This is a genomic window from Ruegeria sp. AM5 (assembly GCF_056540645.1).
This window is the reverse complement of the sequence record NZ_JBQFXC010000001.1, coordinates 249,818-266,115: the sequence shown is the minus strand read 5'-3', so window position 1 is coordinate 266,115 and position 16,298 is coordinate 249,818. Positions and strand designations below refer to the sequence as shown.

Annotated in this window: 19 protein-coding genes; 11 read left to right on the top strand and 8 right to left on the bottom strand. The window is 56.5% G+C overall.

What is annotated here, in order from left to right:
- Positions 1–120: 120 nt before the first annotated feature.
- The 5 genes from ACR0AH_RS01350 (at position 121) to ACR0AH_RS01330 (ending at position 4,643) form a co-directional block, all read left to right on the top strand.
- Complete coding sequence (locus ACR0AH_RS01350; protein ID WP_170422248.1) at positions 121–459, top strand: P-II family nitrogen regulator; 339 nt, start codon at positions 121–123, stop codon at positions 457–459.
- 33 nt (positions 460–492) lie between these two features.
- On the top strand, positions 493–1,899 hold the full coding sequence (gene glnA / locus ACR0AH_RS01345; protein ID WP_170396436.1) for a type I glutamate--ammonia ligase: 1,407 nt from the start codon (positions 493–495) through the stop codon (positions 1,897–1,899).
- Positions 1,900–2,027: 128 nt separating this feature from the next.
- Positions 2,028–2,675, top strand: a complete 648-nt coding sequence (locus ACR0AH_RS01340) for an MSMEG_1061 family FMN-dependent PPOX-type flavoprotein (RefSeq protein WP_170396434.1) — start codon at positions 2,028–2,030, stop codon at positions 2,673–2,675.
- Between the two features lie 67 nt (positions 2,676–2,742).
- The gene (locus ACR0AH_RS01335; RefSeq protein ID WP_170396432.1) at positions 2,743–3,537 is read left to right on the top strand and encodes a lytic murein transglycosylase; all 795 of its coding nucleotides are present in this window, start codon (positions 2,743–2,745) and stop codon (positions 3,535–3,537) included.
- A gap of 197 nt (positions 3,538–3,734) precedes the next feature.
- Positions 3,735–4,643, top strand: coding sequence for a hypothetical protein (locus ACR0AH_RS01330; RefSeq protein WP_480438669.1), 909 nt, complete (start codon positions 3,735–3,737; stop codon positions 4,641–4,643).
- A 36-nt stretch (positions 4,644–4,679) separates the two neighbouring features.
- On the opposite strand, the gene ACR0AH_RS01325 is transcribed toward ACR0AH_RS01330, so the two are convergent.
- Positions 4,680–5,423 (bottom strand): heme-dependent oxidative N-demethylase family protein, encoded by a 744-nt coding sequence (locus tag ACR0AH_RS01325; protein ID WP_480589999.1) that lies wholly within the window; start codon positions 5,421–5,423, stop codon positions 4,680–4,682.
- A gap of 124 nt (positions 5,424–5,547) precedes the next feature.
- On the opposite strand from ACR0AH_RS01325, the gene dddP reads away from it, so the two are divergent.
- A complete protein-coding gene (gene dddP, locus ACR0AH_RS01320) occupies positions 5,548–6,891 on the top strand; it encodes a dimethylsulfonioproprionate lyase DddP (RefSeq protein ID WP_480589997.1) in 1,344 nt (447 codons plus the stop codon).
- A 10-nt stretch (positions 6,892–6,901) separates the two neighbouring features.
- Here the strand turns inward: dddP and ACR0AH_RS01315 are convergent, their stop codons facing one another.
- A complete protein-coding gene (locus tag ACR0AH_RS01315; protein ID WP_170396424.1) occupies positions 6,902–7,096 on the bottom strand; it encodes a hypothetical protein in 195 nt (64 codons plus the stop codon).
- Positions 7,097–7,351: 255 nt separating this feature from the next.
- On the opposite strand from ACR0AH_RS01315, the gene ACR0AH_RS01310 reads away from it, so the two are divergent.
- Positions 7,352–8,566, top strand: a complete 1,215-nt coding sequence (locus ACR0AH_RS01310) for a bifunctional alpha/beta hydrolase/OsmC family protein (RefSeq protein ID WP_480589995.1) — start codon at positions 7,352–7,354, stop codon at positions 8,564–8,566.
- 55 nt (positions 8,567–8,621) lie between these two features.
- On the opposite strand, the gene ACR0AH_RS01305 is transcribed toward ACR0AH_RS01310, so the two are convergent.
- From ACR0AH_RS01305 to ACR0AH_RS01285, 5 genes are all read right to left on the bottom strand, one after another.
- Positions 8,622–8,972, bottom strand: coding sequence for a hypothetical protein (locus tag ACR0AH_RS01305; RefSeq protein WP_170511970.1), 351 nt, complete (start codon positions 8,970–8,972; stop codon positions 8,622–8,624).
- 10 nt (positions 8,973–8,982) lie between these two features.
- Complete coding sequence (locus tag ACR0AH_RS01300) at positions 8,983–9,540, bottom strand: hypothetical protein (protein ID WP_170511968.1); 558 nt, start codon at positions 9,538–9,540, stop codon at positions 8,983–8,985.
- Between the two features lie 139 nt (positions 9,541–9,679).
- Positions 9,680–10,267 (bottom strand): biotin transporter BioY, encoded by a 588-nt coding sequence (locus tag ACR0AH_RS01295; RefSeq protein WP_170396416.1) that lies wholly within the window; start codon positions 10,265–10,267, stop codon positions 9,680–9,682.
- Positions 10,268–10,342: 75 nt separating this feature from the next.
- Positions 10,343–10,765, bottom strand: coding sequence for a DUF6314 family protein (locus tag ACR0AH_RS01290; RefSeq protein ID WP_480589992.1), 423 nt, complete (start codon positions 10,763–10,765; stop codon positions 10,343–10,345).
- Positions 10,762–11,124, bottom strand: a complete 363-nt coding sequence (locus ACR0AH_RS01285; RefSeq protein ID WP_170734812.1) for a hypothetical protein — start codon at positions 11,122–11,124, stop codon at positions 10,762–10,764. The genes ACR0AH_RS01290 and ACR0AH_RS01285 overlap by 4 nt, the downstream gene beginning before the upstream one ends.
- Positions 11,125–11,182: 58 nt before the next feature.
- On the opposite strand from ACR0AH_RS01285, the gene purB reads away from it, so the two are divergent.
- The 4 genes from purB (at position 11,183) to ACR0AH_RS01265 (ending at position 15,580) form a co-directional block, all read left to right on the top strand.
- Positions 11,183–12,487: an adenylosuccinate lyase gene (purB, locus tag ACR0AH_RS01280; protein WP_170396410.1), complete on the top strand. Its 1,305-nt coding sequence runs from the start codon at positions 11,183–11,185 to the stop codon at positions 12,485–12,487.
- A 380-nt stretch (positions 12,488–12,867) separates the two neighbouring features.
- Positions 12,868–13,410, top strand: a complete 543-nt coding sequence (locus ACR0AH_RS01275) for a hypothetical protein (RefSeq protein WP_170403198.1) — start codon at positions 12,868–12,870, stop codon at positions 13,408–13,410.
- Positions 13,411–13,503: 93 nt separating this feature from the next.
- Positions 13,504–14,571, top strand: a complete 1,068-nt coding sequence (locus ACR0AH_RS01270) for a flagellar motor switch protein FliG (RefSeq protein WP_480590833.1) — start codon at positions 13,504–13,506, stop codon at positions 14,569–14,571.
- Positions 14,572–14,656: 85 nt separating this feature from the next.
- The gene (locus ACR0AH_RS01265) at positions 14,657–15,580 is read left to right on the top strand and encodes a lysophospholipid acyltransferase family protein (RefSeq protein WP_480589990.1); all 924 of its coding nucleotides are present in this window, start codon (positions 14,657–14,659) and stop codon (positions 15,578–15,580) included.
- Here ACR0AH_RS01265 and ACR0AH_RS01260 read toward each other — a convergent pair whose 3' ends face one another.
- Complete coding sequence (locus ACR0AH_RS01260) at positions 15,581–16,282, bottom strand: DUF1223 domain-containing protein (protein WP_170512892.1); 702 nt, start codon at positions 16,280–16,282, stop codon at positions 15,581–15,583.
- Between the last annotated feature and the right edge of the window lie 16 nt (positions 16,283–16,298).

The window sequence follows — 16,298 nt, the reverse complement described above, 5'->3', positions numbered from 1 at the left end:
CAAAATTTAACCCATTGCACGATTTCGCAGCACCACAAGGCGACCAAATTCGCGGTTCCATTGCCGCTCGATCTTAGACGTGATCATTGCCATCAAGACAACCACACAAGGTGAACCGGAATGAAAAAGATCGAAGCGATCATCAAGCCGTTCAAACTGGACGAAGTGAAAGAGGCGCTGCAGGACGTGGGAGTCCAGGGCCTCAGCGTGGTCGAGGTGAAAGGCTTTGGTCGCCAGAAAGGTCACACCGAACTTTATCGCGGCGCAGAATATGTTGTCGACTTTCTACCCAAGGTAAAGGTCGAGGTCGTCCTTGATGATGATCAGGTTGACGCAGCGATCGAAGCCATCGTTGGCGCCGCAAAGACCGACAAGATCGGGGACGGAAAAATCTTTGTCTCACCTATCGAACAAGCCATTCGTATCCGCACCGGCGAAACCGGTTCGGAAGCCCTGTAACACAGCAATCTTCAAATCAGAGGAACAAATAGTATGAGCAAGGACGCAGTTCTTCAGCTGATCCGTGATGAAGACGCCGAATACGTCGACATCCGCTTTACCGACCCGCGCGGCAAACTTCAGCACGTCACCATCATGTCCGATCAGGTCGATGAGGACTTCCTGGAAGAGGGCTTTATGTTCGACGGTTCGTCCATCGCGGGCTGGAAGTCGATTGAAGCTTCCGACATGAAACTGATGCCCGACACCGACAGCGCCTATGTCGATCCGTTCTATGCGGAAAAGACCATCTGCCTGCACTGCTCGGTTGTGGAGCCTGACACTGGTGAAGCCTATGAGCGTGACCCGCGAGGCACTGCTCAGAAAGCCGAAGCGTACCTGAAGGCTTCCGGTATTGGTGATGTGGCCTATATGGGTCCTGAGGCCGAATTTTTCCTCTTTGATGACGTTCGTTTTTCGAACAGTATCAACAAGGTATCCTACGAAGTTGATGCGACTGATGCATCGTGGAACACCGACACCGAATACGAGATGGGCAACATGGGCCATCGTCCGGGCGTTAAAGGTGGTTACTTCCCCGTAAACCCCGTTGACGAAGCGCAGGACCTGCGATCGGAAATGCTGTCGACCATGAAGCGTCTGGGCATGAAGGTCGACAAGCACCACCATGAGGTTGCATCGTGTCAGCACGAACTGGGCCTGATCTTCGACAGCCTGACCAAGCAGGCCGACGAGCTTCAGAAATACAAGTACGTGATCCACAATGTTGCACATGCCTATGGCAAATCGGCGACCTTTATGCCGAAGCCAATCGCAGGTGACAACGGCACCGGCATGCACGTGAACATGTCGATCTGGAAAGACGGCAAGCCGCTGTTCGCGGGCGACAAATACGCCGACCTGTCTGATGAGGCGCTGTACTTCATCGGCGGCATCCTGAAGCACGCCAAAACGCTGAACGCCTTCACCAACCCGGCGACCAACAGCTACAAGCGTCTGATCCCAGGTTTCGAAGCCCCCGTCTTGCGCGCCTATTCGGCCCGCAACCGTTCAGGCTGCGTGCGTATTCCGTGGACCGAAAGCCCGAAAGCCAAGCGCGTCGAGGCCCGCTTCCCCGATCCGGCCGCAAACCCCTATCTGGCGTTCGCCGCGCTGCTGATGGCCGGTCTGGACGGCATCAAGAACAAGATCGATCCGGGCGAAGCCATGGACAAGAACCTGTACGATCTTCCTGCCGAAGAACTGGCCGACATCCCGACCGTCTGCGGCAGCCTGCGCGAAGCTCTGGAAGCGCTGGCATCTGATCACGACTTCCTGCTGCAAGGCGACGTGTTCACCAAAGACCAGATCGACGGCTACATCGCGCTGAAGATGGAAGAGGTAGAAACCTACGAGCACACACCTCACCCGGTTGAGTACGGCATGTACTACAGCTGCTGATTAAGAATTTTCGACGAAAATTCTCAGGGGGCGCCCATCGGGCGCCCCTTTTTCTGTATCTCCGCGAGATTTGACGGATCGATGATGATCTTTCAAAATTTGAGCTCAACATCAGGCGGAGAGAGCACATGCCCGCAAGCGACAAACTCTTTTCTGAGTATTCAGGACTTGTAACCTCGGAAAAAGATCTGGAACGCATTTGCGGGCAACCCTTGCCGCAGATCATTGCAAAGGAATTGCCTGCACTTGATGAGATGTGTCGAGACTTCATCGGCATGTCCTCGTTCTGCCTGATCGCTTCGGCCAATCCCGATGGGCATCTCGATATTTCGCCTCGTGGCGATCCTGCGGGGTTTGTGCAGGTGCTCTCGAACTCGATGATTGCGATCCCGGACCGGCCTGGGAACAAGCGCGTGGATACGTTTCATAATGTGCTGAAAGATCAGCGCGTCAGCGTGATATTCTTTGTCCCCGGAAAATTGGAAACTCTGCGCCTGCGGGGATCCGCGAGAATTAGCGCAGATCCCGAACTTCTTTCAAACATGGCCGTCGGTGGACGCGTGCCCAAGCTGGCCCTGTTAATCCATGTCGAAACCGTCTTTGCGCACTGTCCCAAATGCATCATTCGATCAAACCTGTGGCACCCCGATGAATGGCCGGACTCATCCAGTCTGCCAAATATGAACGCGATGATGGTCAAACATGCCAAGATCGACAAAACCCCGGATGAATGGTTCGAATCCCTGAAAGGCACAGACGAGCTTGATCTCTATTAAACCACTTTGCGGTAGGTCGAACTCGGCTTAGGCTGAGCGTAGTTTTTTCAGCACTCGGATTTCCTCTATGCCTCGTCTTCGCCTTTACGCTGCACTCGCGTTCCTTCTGCCCTCGGTGGCACTGTCCGCCCCTTGTGGGAATACCAGCAGCGGGTTCGAGGCCTGGAAAGCCGACTTTGCCAAAACCGCCAAACGAGCGGGTGTGAAAAAGAAGGGTCTGCAGGCGCTCGCACAAACGCAATATGCAACACGTACGATTGCCGCGGATCGCAATCAGAAGAGCTTTAAATACTCATTGGACAAATTCATGCAGGTGCGCGGGGCAAACACCATCGTTGCGCAAGGGCGCAAGCGCAAAGCTCGCAATCCGCAGTTTTACGCCGCGCTCGAGCGTCAATATGGCGTACCGGCGGGTGTGCTAATTGCCATTCACGGCATGGAAACCGGCTTTGGAGGTTTCATGGGCGATAGTCAGGTTGTTTCCGCAATCACGACATTAGCCTATGATTGTCGCCGGTCCGAATTCTTCATCCCGCACGCTATCGGCGCCTTAAAACTGGTTGACCAAGGTACCCTTACGATGGCGACAAAAGGGGCAAAACATGGCGAGCTGGGGCATACACAGTTCCTGCCCGGCAACGCCCTGACCTATGGTGTGGACGCCACCGGTGACGGTCGGGTCGATTTTTATAACATGACCGACGCGCTCGCCTCGACCGCGAATTTTCTACGTAAGAAAGGGTGGAAGCCCGGTCGCGGCTATCAACCCGGAGAGCCGAATTTTGCGGTCATACAGCAATGGAATGCGGCCTCGGTCTACCAGCAATCCATTGCAATCATGGCGGCGCGAATCGACAACTAGGGCAGTCATAGGCTTGACGTCAGAGCACCTGAATTCGGCCACATTGTTGCCACATAGATTTAAGGAAACCCCGATTTTCTTGGTTTCCAAAGCGTAATCAATCTTGGAATATTTCGACTTTTTTCCATTTTGGTCAAAATTTGCGCCATTTCGCCTGTTAATTTGTTGTGAAGATTATGACAGCAAAGGAACATGCTGTGACTGCAAAGCATAGTTACCACGGTGGCCTCCAGTTTGACGGGTCGGCAGATGGCGCGCTTGAGCGTCTGTGCGAGGTCGTCTCGACGACGCTGGGTGACTATGGCCATCTGGTCGAGCGCAAGACGCTTCTTAGCGCATCGGAGGCCAGTATTGTCAGCAGCCAATATCTCGTGCGTCTGACATTGGACTCGGAACCAACCCAAGTAGATCACAACCACCATGAGCGGATGGATCGAACCGCTGGTCTCAAAACTATGCCGCGTGCTGCGGTTACGCTGCCGGGAAACCGGCTGACGATCTCGATTTGTCCGGTGTCAAAACTGCTCGATGACAGTGAAATATCCGAGTTGATGCTTGTGGTGATCCTGTACCGAATGGTCGACATCTGCACGACCCGTCGTGTCGAATGGTTGTCGCCCAAAACGGTTCTCACCATCGAACAATTCATGAGTGCCTTTGATTCAATTGCGCCGCGCAACGCCCGGAACCGAAAGCAGATATTCGAAGCAGTCAGCGGCCCATTTGCGGGGCTCGATCTGCCCGATCCTGATGCGGAAAATACACAGACCAAACACGCCAAGCCGCGTCCGATCAAGCTAAGTGACGACCAACTGCTCAGTATCGCCTTCCGGACCGAGGCTGACGCTCCCCTGCCCGCCGGCAACATTCACCAGTCCGAGGACGAAACGGAACGCCCAAGCGATATTCTGCGACTGACCAGCTGGGGCATGACTGGTGCTGTGGCAAGCATATCGACGCCGATTGCCATATCCCTGGCAGCAGTCAATCTGATCCGGGGTGAGGATTTCCGCCTCAACACTCAGGTTCTGGCTTTTACCACAGCGATTTTTGGCCTGAACGCTACGAATGCTTTTGCCGAGGTCGCCAGCGCGATTGGCATGTAATCAAATTACCCAAGACCCTCCTTGGAGGCCCCGCCGTCAGGCGGGGTTTTCCATTTTAAGGACCTGATCAGCGGCCATTACATAAGTGTGGATCGCGAACACCACTGCGTTTGTCTCAGGTAAACGCAAGAGAGTCTGACGTTCACTACGCAGATATCGGGCCGAATTTTCGTCCTGCGGCGTGCGTCGCTGCATGAGACTACGCGGTTGGAACAATTCGGCATCATTGTACCAAAGCGCATTGAACCGCCAAAGTGGCCGGTTGGGCTGAATGCCGTCAAACAAACGTTGAACTCTACGGGCAATATTGGCGTCGTAGGCGTCAACCGGTTCATGGATCCCAATCAACGGGCGCATGAACTTTTCTGACAGCATCCAGCTTGCGGGAAAGCACAGGATCGCGCCAGTCAAAACATGCTCGTCATCGTGTTTCTGCAGAATGCAGAAATCCTCTTGCACCAAATGGCATAGCGTTTCCAACGGGCGTTCCCGGTCAACCTCAACCCGTACACCGTCGGGCCGCACAACGTGATCGGAGACATTCGGATAAACTTGCTGAATGACCAGTTCCAGCAACTCCTGCGCGGGTGCCAACGCCTCGGGGCTTTGCGCCAAGACATCCTGTTTTTGCTGCGCCAACAGCGCCGCGCGTCGTTGCATCTGGGCAGAAAATGCATCGTCGCGATGCAACCAGGCCCTGGGGTCCGCAGGCTTAATGCCAGGCAGCGGGTTTTGGGCGAGTGGATCATAGGGAATGGCTTGCTGTAATATCACGGTCATAGTCGAGGCATAGCACCCTGCTCTGGCGCTGTCGGTCAAAAAGCGACCAGAAGACGGTCGCAAACCTAGAAGACGCAGCGCATCTGGATTTGCAGGTTGGGCAGGCAAGCAGAAAGGTCCAACCGTGAACACACCATATCGTGACACCCGTAAGATTGACCCGACCCGGGGCGCCACCCTCGGGGACGGGACACCGAACGACAATGACAGGATCGAGATCGGACCGACACAGCTTGCCTTTGACGAATGGGCCGCTGCCGGGCTTAGCCTGCCCAATCTAGAACAGATGCGTAAATACCGCTGGAAACGCCTCACTCAGGCCATCGTGCAGCGCGATTGGGGCGGGATCCTGCTGTTTGACCCCCTGAATATCCGCTATGCGACTGACAGCACCAACATGCAGCTCTGGAATACCCATAACCCGTTCCGGGCCGTTCTGGTTTGCGCTGACGGATATATGGTGATCTGGGACTACAAGAACTCTCCGTTCTTGTCGAAATTCAACCCGCTGGTGCGCGAGCAGCGCTCGGGCGCGGATCTGTTCTATTTCGACCGGGGCGACAAGATTGACGTTGCCGCAGATGTGTTTTCAAACGAGGTGCGCGACCTGATCGAAGAACATGGCAGCGGCAACATGCGGCTGGGTGTCGACAAGATCATGCTGCACGGCCTGCGCGCGCTTGAGGCTCAGGGGTTCGAGGTGATGGAGGGCGAAGAGCTTACCGAGAAAACCCGTGCCATCAAAGGCCCAGACGAAATCCTCGCCATGCGCTGCGCCAGCCACGCCTGCGAGACCGCTGTGGCCGAAATGGAGCGCTTCGCACGTATCAATGTCGGAGACGGGAAGACATCCGAGGATGACATTTGGGCAGTGCTACATGCTGAAAACATCCGGCGCGGTGGTGAATGGATCGAGACCCGCCTGCTTGCCTCGGGCCAGCGCACCAATCCCTGGTTTCAGGAATGCGGCCCGCGCATCACGCGGCAAAATGAAATCATCGCGTTTGATACCGACCTGATTGGTTCTTACGGCATTTGCGTCGACATCTCACGAACCTGGTGGATCGGCGATCAAAAGCCACGTGCGGATATGATTTATGCCATGCAGCACGCGCATGAGCACATCATGACCAACATGGAAATGCTGAAACCAGGCGTCATGATCCCGGAACTAACCGCGAATGCCCATCGGCTGGATGACAAGTTTCAGGCACAGAAATACGGCTGCCTGATGCATGGAGTTGGATTGTGCGATGAATGGCCCTTGGTGGCCTATCCCGACAAGGCGGTCGAGGGATCCTATGATTATCCACTTGAACCCGGAATGGTGTTGTGCGTCGAAGCGGCAGTTGGCGAGGTTGGCGGCGATTTCTCGATCAAGCTGGAAGATCAGGTTCTGATCACTGAAGACGGCTATGAAAACCTAACGAAGTATCCGTTCGACGCACAGTTGATGGGGTCTGGCTAAGCGCTATGGCCTAGTTCGACCAGTGGGACCGTCTGACATTACCGTGCCAGTCTTCAGGCGCGGTGAGAGTTGGCGTGTCCTCAGACGTATTGGTCAGCGGCCAGCTTTGTCCCAGTGCAAAACCAATTGCGCCAGTCACGAGAATTGCCAACAGAACTCCGGCGTGGAGTGTCGGGCTTAGCGGTGCAGATGTTGTATGTGCCATTTTGACCTCTGCTTTGGATAAGAAGGATGATTGCAAGTTGGGGTCCAAGAATAAATAAGTAAAATGAATGTTTATATGATCTTACATCACATTTTTTGATTATTCAAAAACCAACCCCAACAAAGCGTTGATGCGACGCGCCAAGGGCTACGTGGTCTCTCCCCCTCACCTTCCCGTTACGCCACTGACACAAGGGTTGAGAGAACCGCACACAGCACACAGTATTGTCGAAACCCGGACCACCAAGGATTCATCATGCCCACCGAACGCATTACTTTCGCCGGTCACGACGGCAGCCAATTGGCCGCGCGCCTTGATCTGCCGGACGGGCCGGTATTGGCAACGGCTTTGTTTGCGCATTGCTTTACCTGCTCTAAGGACATACCTGCCGCACGGCGCATTTCGGCGCGTTTGGCGGCGATGGGCATCGCCGTGCTCAGGTTTGATTTTACAGGCCTTGGCCACTCGGATGGAGAGTTTGCGAATACGACATTCACCTCAAATGTCGAAGATCTGATCTCTGCAGCGCACTACCTGTCCGGCCGCAACATGGCCCCCGCCCTGCTTATCGGCCATTCACTTGGCGGCGCTGCGGTACTGCGCGCACGCGCTGGCATACCGTCGGTCAAGGCGGTCGTCACATTGGGTGCGCCTGCTGACCCGGGCCACGTATCACACCATTTCGAGGCCGCCCTGCCCGAGATTCAGGCGCAAGGCAGCGCAGAGGTTTCGCTTGGCGGTCGCCCGTTCCGCATTGGCAAAGCTTTTGTCGATGACATTTCAGAGGCCGCGCTTAGCCCTGCCGTTTCAGATTTGAAAGCAGCGCTTCTGATCCTGCACGCACCGCGCGATGACACGGTCAGCATTGACAACGCCAGCACCATCTTTCTGGCTGCGAAGCATCCAAAAAGTTTTGTCACGCTGGACGATGCCGACCATCTGATCACGCGCGCCGCTGATGCGGATTACGCGGCGGATGTCATTGCGGCTTGGGTGTCGAGATACGTCAAACTGTGCCCGCCCGCCCCACCACCCGGTGCCCCGGAAGGTGTTGTTCGCGTGACCGAGGCAGACCCGGCAGGGTTCCTGCAAGACATCCAGTCCGGCCCGCGCCACCATGCGGTCGCTGACGAGCCCGCTTCGTACGGAGGAACGGACCGAGGCATGTCCCCTTATGGATTTGTGTCCTCGGGATTGGGCGCCTGTACCTCGATGACCATTCGCATGTATGCGCGGCGCAAGAAATGGCCTCTGACGGGTATCACCGTCGATGTCTGCCACGACAAGGTACACGCGCAGGACGCCGGACTGGCCAGCGATGGCAAGGTCGATCAGTTCCGCCGCAAGATACGGCTACAAGGGCCGCTGGATGCCGCGCAACGTGCTAAGCTATTGGAGATCGCAGATAAATGTCCCGTGCACCGAACCCTTGAAGGCTCGGCCCATATCGCGACTGAGCTGCTGGACTGAAAACCACCTTTGTCAGCTTATGATAATGATTGAAGGGGGCTTTTGCCCCCTTTTTTTAACGGCGCCTCGGTGAGGGTCGGTGAATTGGTGGCCGTGCCGTCGGAGGACGCGCCACCGGGGGATGCGGACGCGACGGCGGTTTGGCGATCGGTGGCTTTGGCCGCGGTGGAGGGGTCGGACGAACCGGTCGATCGGGGCGGTCGGGCCGGTCTGGGCGGTTTATGTCAACATCTACATTCACGTTACGGTCGTGGTAGTAATCATTCCACAGCATCGAGTCGTAGAACGGGTCATACCCAACGCCATACCCTACCCCGACGGACACGCCATCGCAGGCGGACAATGTAAACGTTGCAGTACCCAACCCCAGCGCCAGAACAGACCGTTTTAACAGTTTGCGAGTCATCCGAGCCTCCTTACTGCAAAGACCGGAACGACGCGAAAACGGCGTTCAAGGCATCAACATAAGACGGGTCGGCCCCGTCACGCAGGATCGCAACCCCAATCGCAACACGGTCTCGCGGCAGGTCGATCACAGTGGCGGTAAAGTTTACGCCTCGCCCATCCCGATTGCCGGTGCCTCGAATAACGTGGGCTGGCCGCCCACCAATCCTTGTATTGCTGGTGCTGGTCACGGTCGGGTCTTTGACGAGGAATTTGTCGATATCCTCAAGATAGCTCAGCCCGCCCTGAATGCTGGAAACCCGTGATGGTGAGACGAAGCCCATCCAGACATTATCGTCGGTCACCGGTCTGATCCCCATGACGCGCGAAACCGCACGGGCATCGCCCAGATTGGTATCCTCGATTTCACGCGGGCCACCGGTACGCAATGTCCAAAAGTCGGGAACCTCAAAGCGGAACAGGGCGCGTCCTTCATCGGTGTAAGTCACGGGCGTGTCGGCTTGCACAGGCGTTACAGCCAACCAAGTCACGGCACTTGCAGCAAGCACCAAGCTTAACAAAATACGCATATCTCAATAACCTGATCAGTTTTCTGATGTCAGGTTGCCCATGCAGTTTGACTTTGTCCAGTATCCTGTTCTGCAGACAATAAAAAACCCGCGTCCGGAAAGCTCCGAACGCGGGTGTGTCTTGCGCAAGAGCGCGCTATCAGGTGCGTGCGTCGCCCAGCAGCTTCCACAGGCCAGGGATCAGCAGAGCGGCCAGCGCCAGCTTGATCGCGTCACCCAGCAGGAACGGTGTCAGACCCCATTCCAGGATCGGCTTGTCCCAGCCATACAGCTGACCCAACCACAGCAGTCCCGGCACGTAGATCAGCACGTTGGCCAGTACCAGCGCCAGCGCCAGCTTGCCGACCGAACGGTCCCAGCCGCGCGCGGCCAGTGCGCCCAGCAGAATGGTCGCCATCAGGTAACCAACCAGATAGCCGCCGGTGCCACCCATCATGTAGGTCAGGCCGTATTTTTCGGCCGAGGAACCTGCAAACACGTCAAAGCCCAGAGCACCAACCAGCAGGTAACCCAGCATCGTGATCAGGCCAAGGCGCGCGCCATAGGCGGTGCCGATGGTCAGAACGGCGAATGTGCCCATGGTGATCGGAACCGGCCACATCGGCACTTTGATTTTGGCTGCAACGGCCAGAGCAACGATACCCAGGGCAACCAGAGCCACCTGCTTGACGCGCAGCGCCGTCCCCTCACGCGGGCCAAAAGCATTGGCCAGTACGTTTGCGTTCATCTCATTTCTCCACATTCGGACTTATTTGCACATGCAGCAATGCCCGTTCCGGGCCGTTGCTGCAAGATGATTACGCTATCGCAGCGCGTATTTGGTCTCCATTTCATAGGATTTTCGCGGTCCTGATACAGTCCAGCGGACTGTCCAGCGCGGCCATCCTGAGAAATCATAGTCTGCATCATAGCTGTCCGGCGGGCAATCGTGATGATCCTTGACCCGGGTTTGGCCAAGTTTAAGTGCGTGAAAAAACCGATCATCATCAAAGTGAATGGCGATCCGATCACCGGCGTCGCGCCAAAGGTATCGACGCGTTCCCGTCATTGCAGGCTGCCCCGGAACACGCAGCGTGACCGTCTCATCATAGACCAACCCTTGGGTATCTTGCCGAAGCTCTGCCTTACCCTCGGCCTGAATGATCTGGCTTGCACGCTCGTCCCGGATGAGGCGGCTCAGGTCCCAAACCCCCTGGAAATCATAAATATTTCTGGGCAGGCTCACTTCAAATAGATTCCGTCAGTTGTATTGCCTGAATCATCCACAAACCGGATGGTTTCACCGCTTTGCTCAACATCATAACAAGCCCAGAAATCCGAAGGCGGCCAGACCGAGCAATAGCGATCATCACGAACGGCCCATCGTCCCGAACTTGGGCGGCCTGAAAAGTACTGCGTTTGCATATTGCTATCGAAGGTCTGGGTGATCCCCTCGCCATAGTCGAGCTTCTTGCCAGCAAGCGCCATCAGAATCTCATCACCCGTCAGTTGCTGAAACTCGTCGGCGGCCACAAATCCGGGCCAAAGCAATAAAATCAGGGCAAACCGTCTCATCCCAGCACTCGCGCCTTGTTCCTTGGTCAATGCGCGGCTAAACCCCGCGCCAACGCCTCATCCCAATCATAAAAAGGTGCTGCCGCCAATGATTCCCCGCTATTCACGCCCCGATATGGTCGCCATCTGGTCACCCGAGAGCAAGTTCCGCATTTGGTACGAGATCGAGGCGCACGCCTGCGACGCCATGGCCGATCTAGGCGTGATCCCGCGTGAAAACGCCGAGGCCGTGTGGAAAGCCAAGGATGTGGAGTTTGATGTCGCCCGTATCGACGAGATCGAAGCCGTCACCAAACACGACGTCATCGCCTTCCTGACCCATCTGGCCGAACATGTGGGTAGCGAGGAAGCTCGTTTCGTGCATCAGGGCATGACCTCCTCGGACGTGCTGGACACTTGCTTCAATGTGCAACTGACCCGCGCCGCCGACCTGCTGATTGCAGACCTTGAAGGTCTGTTGGCTGCCCTGAAACGCCGCGCGATAGAGCATAAAGACACCGTTCGCATCGGTCGCAGCCACGGTATCCATGCCGAACCCACCACAATGGGCCTGACCTTTGCCCGCTTCTATGCCGAGATGGACCGCAACTTGTCCCGGATGCGCGATGCCCGCGCGGAAATCGCCACCGGAGCGATCAGCGGCGCGGTCGGGACGTTTGCGAATATCGACCCGCAGGTTGAAGAGCATGTGTGCGACAAGCTGGGTCTGGTGCCTGAACCGATCAGCACGCAGGTCATTCCCCGCGACCGACACGCCGCATTCTTCGCCACACTGGGTGTTATCGCCAGCAGCATCGAAAACATCGCTATCGAAATCCGCCACATGCAGCGTACCGAAGTGCTGGAGGGGGCCGAGTTCTTCTCGATGGGTCAGAAAGGCTCATCCGCGATGCCGCACAAGAAGAACCCGGTGCTGACCGAGAACCTGACCGGTCTTGCGCGCATGGTGCGTGCGGCCGTGATCCCGGCGATGGAGAACGTGGCGCTGTGGCACGAGCGCGATATCTCGCATTCCTCGGTCGAACGCATGATCGGGCCGGATGCCACTATCACGCTGGACTTTGCACTCGCGCGATTGACCGGTGTAATCGACAAGATGCTGATCTTCCCCGAGAACATGATCGAGAACATGAACAAGTTCCCCGGTCTTGTCATGAGCCAACGAGTGCTGTTGGCGTTGACCCAAGCTGGTGTAAGCCGCGAGGATGCCTATGCCATGGTTCAGCGCAACGCACTGAAAGTCTGGGAGCATCGCACCGACTTCAAAGAGGAACTGTTGGCCGACGCCGATGTCACCGCCGCGCTGAGCCCGAAAGAAATCGAAGAGAAATTCGATCTCGGCTACCATACCAAACATGTAGATACGATTTTCGCCCGCGTATTCGGCGAATAATTCAAACTCAAACAGTGCTAAAAACTTGGCCCGGCTTGCTCAATGCAGCCGGGCCTTGTGTCTTTGCCAGATTGGCAAAAATCGGTTAATCTGTTGGCACAGTTTCCGCGAAAGGAAAACTCGATGCTACGAACTGCTCTATGCGCAATTGCTCTTATCTGTGCGGGCACCGCCGGATTTGCCTGTAACGGTAACACCAAGCAAACCCAATCCTGTGCTGAAGGCACAATTTGGGACAGCGAAAGCCAAAGCTGCATGAAAATCGTCAATAGCTGACATTTTTATTTCCTGCTTGTGAATAAAAGCGATCAGTCAATCGTTAGCTTTTTTGAAGATCAAGCTATGATTGTAACAAGTCTCTTTGACAACGGAGTAGGAAAATGCGTCTTGTACTAGCCTCGGCCATCGCTCTTCAGGCCTTTACTTTCGCGCCCATGGCCATTGCTGCGGGTGGTGGGGACAGCAGCCCGCCCAAGCCCACCAACACCACAAAGAAATGCCTGTTTGGCCGCGTCTATGACGAGGCAGCCGGGCGCTGCGTCAAACCCAACAAGACAAATTTCACCGAAGACCAACTGTATGATGCCGTGCGCGAGTTGGCTTACGACGGGCAGTACGAAAATGCTCAGGGCATTCTGCGTATCATGGATCAAGATGATGATCGGGTGCAGACCTATTGGGGGTTCACCTATCGCAAGATGGGTGAGCTGAAACTGGCTGACGCGTTTTACCAGAAAGCAATTGAATCCAACCCCGACAACATCCTCGCCCGTAGCTACATGGGTCAGGGATTTGTTACCCAGGGCAAGACCGAGTTGGCCATCGCACAATGGCGCGAGATCAAGGCGCGTGGTGGCGAAGGCACATGGGCTGAGACATCGCTGCGCGAAGCGATCAGAACAGGTCTGACATATAGCTACTGAGTTTCAGGGTTTCTTTACCCGACTCTCATTATTCTGCCTGCAACGCGAATGAGGCATTGCAGGCAGATGCAGGACACGAACCTAATGGTGCAGATGACGCCGGGCGCGCAACCCCCGGTCGTTGAACAAGACGATGATGCGCCACGTGTTGTGCCGCGCGCCCTCAGCAACCGAGAGAAAGCCGCAGTTGTGGTTCGGCTGCTGCTGAACGAGGGGGCGGATATCCCGCTGGAAGAGCTTCCTGATTCACTGCAGGAACAACTTACCCACCAACTTGGACAGATGGGGTTGGTTGACCGGGTAACGCTGGCCGCCGTCGCGCAGGAATTTGCCGATGCGCTGGATGGCGTAGGGCTTGCATTTCCCCATGGGCTTGCCAGTGCTCTGGACGCGGTGAACGGCAAGATCGCCCCAGCCACCGCCGCCCGGCTGCGCAAGGTAGCTGGCGTGAGGCAGATCGGTGACCCATGGCAGCGTTTGCGCGAAGTACCCTCAGAAGATCTGGCCGAGATGGCCAAAGCTGAAAGCACCGAAGTCGCCGCCGTTATGCTGTCGAAACTCGAAACCGCCAAGGCTGCCCAGTTGTTGGGCCACCTGCCCGGCCCCACAGCGCGACGGATAACCTATGCTGTATCGAAAACGGCCAACGTGACGCCCGAGGCGGTTGAGCGGATCGGATGGTCCTTGGCCGCTCAGCTGGATCAACGCCCCGAGCCCGCCTTTCGGGATGGGCCGGGTGAGCGTGTGGGCGCGATCCTCAACCAGTCGGCCGCGGCGACGCGTGATGGTTTGCTGACCGCGCTGGACGAAGAAGACTCCGATTTTGCCGATACCGTCCGGCAATCGATATTCATCTTTTCGCATGTGCCCTCGCGCATCCAACCCCGCGATGTTCCAGCGATTCTGCGCGGTGTGGATCAACCCGTTCTCACCACGGCGTTGGCCGGAGCCAATAGCGACGAAGACCTTGCCACGGTCGAGTTCTTCCTAGCCAACATGTCCTCTCGCATGGCGGACAACTTACGGGAAGAAATGGCCGAACGTGGCAAGGTCAAACAATCCGACAGTGAAGATGCGATGTCGCAGATCGTTGCAGCCATCCGCGCGCTTTTGGACGAGGGCGCGATCGCACTGGTCGAGGCTGAGGAGAATGCAGAATAGTCCGGCAAGGCGCGACCACTTGTGATCGCACGATGGGGCCTGTATGTCTCGTCGCGCAGTTCACAACGCTCAGGTGTCTCTCCCCATGCCCGTCGAAAAGTCGGAACTAAGCCGATTTGAGCTTGGAAAATACTACGTCGCCAACCTGTTTCTGACCGGCGTAATCCGCGGCATGCGCCTGCTGCCATATGAGCGCCGCATCGGAGCGATGGGCGCGATTGTGCGCTGGCTTGCCCCCATTGTCGGGTTTCGAACCCGCGTGCGCCGCAACCTGAAACTCACCTGCCCAGATCTGCCCGAGGCCGAGGTCAAACGCATCTGCCGCGCCGTGCCTGACAATGCCGGGCGCGCGATCATGGAGCATTTTTCAGCCGACGGTTTCATCGAGCGACAAAGCAAGGCCAAGGTATCAGGTTCTGGGGTCGAAGCATTTGATGCCGCCGTGGCGGAAGGGCGTCCAGTGATGATGATCACTGCGCATTTCGGGCACTATCTGGCCGCGCGGGTCGCGCTGCAGGCGCGCAGCGGTAAACCCATCGGCAGCCTCTATCGCCGCATGGCAAATCCATATTTCAACGACATGTATGTCGAGGCATTCTATCAGACCGGGTCGCCCATGTTCGAACAGGGCCGCCGAGGTATGGTCGAAATGGTCCGTTCACTGAAAAGCGGAGGCATCATTGCCATTGTATCCGACCTGCATGCGCATGGTGGTGAGGAGCTGACCTTTTTCGGCAAACCCGCCGTCACCTCGGTGCTGAACGCGGAACTTGCGATCAAATACAAGGCTGTGCTGATCCCCTGCTATGCAGTGCGCCAACCCAACGGGATCGATTTTGAGATCGTCCTGCACGACCCGGTCCCGCATACTGATGCCAAAACCATGACCCAGTTCACCAATGACGACCTGGAAGTGATGGTGCGTCAGCACATGGGACAATGGTTCTGGATTCATCGGCGCTGGAAGTCCTGGAGGGGACTGGGGGTCCAGCCAAAGGATATGCCCTGATCACTTAACCCGCGCTGCGGCCACGATCGGACCATGGCCACTGCGCTGGATCAGTACAACGGCAGGCAATTCCGATGACAATGTTGCGGTGAAACTCTGCGGTGTTTGGCCATCCCAGCGACCGGCAATCTGCCAATTCTCGACCACGTTTGCATAATCCAGATCATGTCCGGCCAATTCGCCACGCCGGATCGAGGTGCGACGCATCGGCGAATACTGCACAATCCGAACATCATAGGTTTCGTCGTCTGGTAACTCGATCGGAACGACATTCATGGATACTTCGTTCGCGATACGCGTGGCACTGACCTCGGCCTCCGGCGGCGCAGTCAGGTGTGCATCGATTAGCCGGTTCAGTTCAATTGACTTGGCCCCAACCACATCCTGCTGCCCATTCACAACCATCTGCGGCGTATAGATCATCGTCCGCCCGCCTTCACGTGCATAGGCGCGCTGTCGATCGGTATGGTCGGGATTGGCGTATTCATCTTTCCAGCCAATGTAGTCCCAGTAATCCACATGCAACGCCAGACCGATTACATCATCCCGCTTGGCCAATTCATGCATGATCCGGTCCGCTGGCGGGCAGGACGAGCACCCCTGCGAGGTGAACAGTTCGACCACCACCGGATCATCCTGCGCCTGAGCCGGGGCAGCAAGAAAGAGTGAAACAAACGCGGTCGCAGCGACTGATCTGAGCATGTTTTCTCTCGATAGA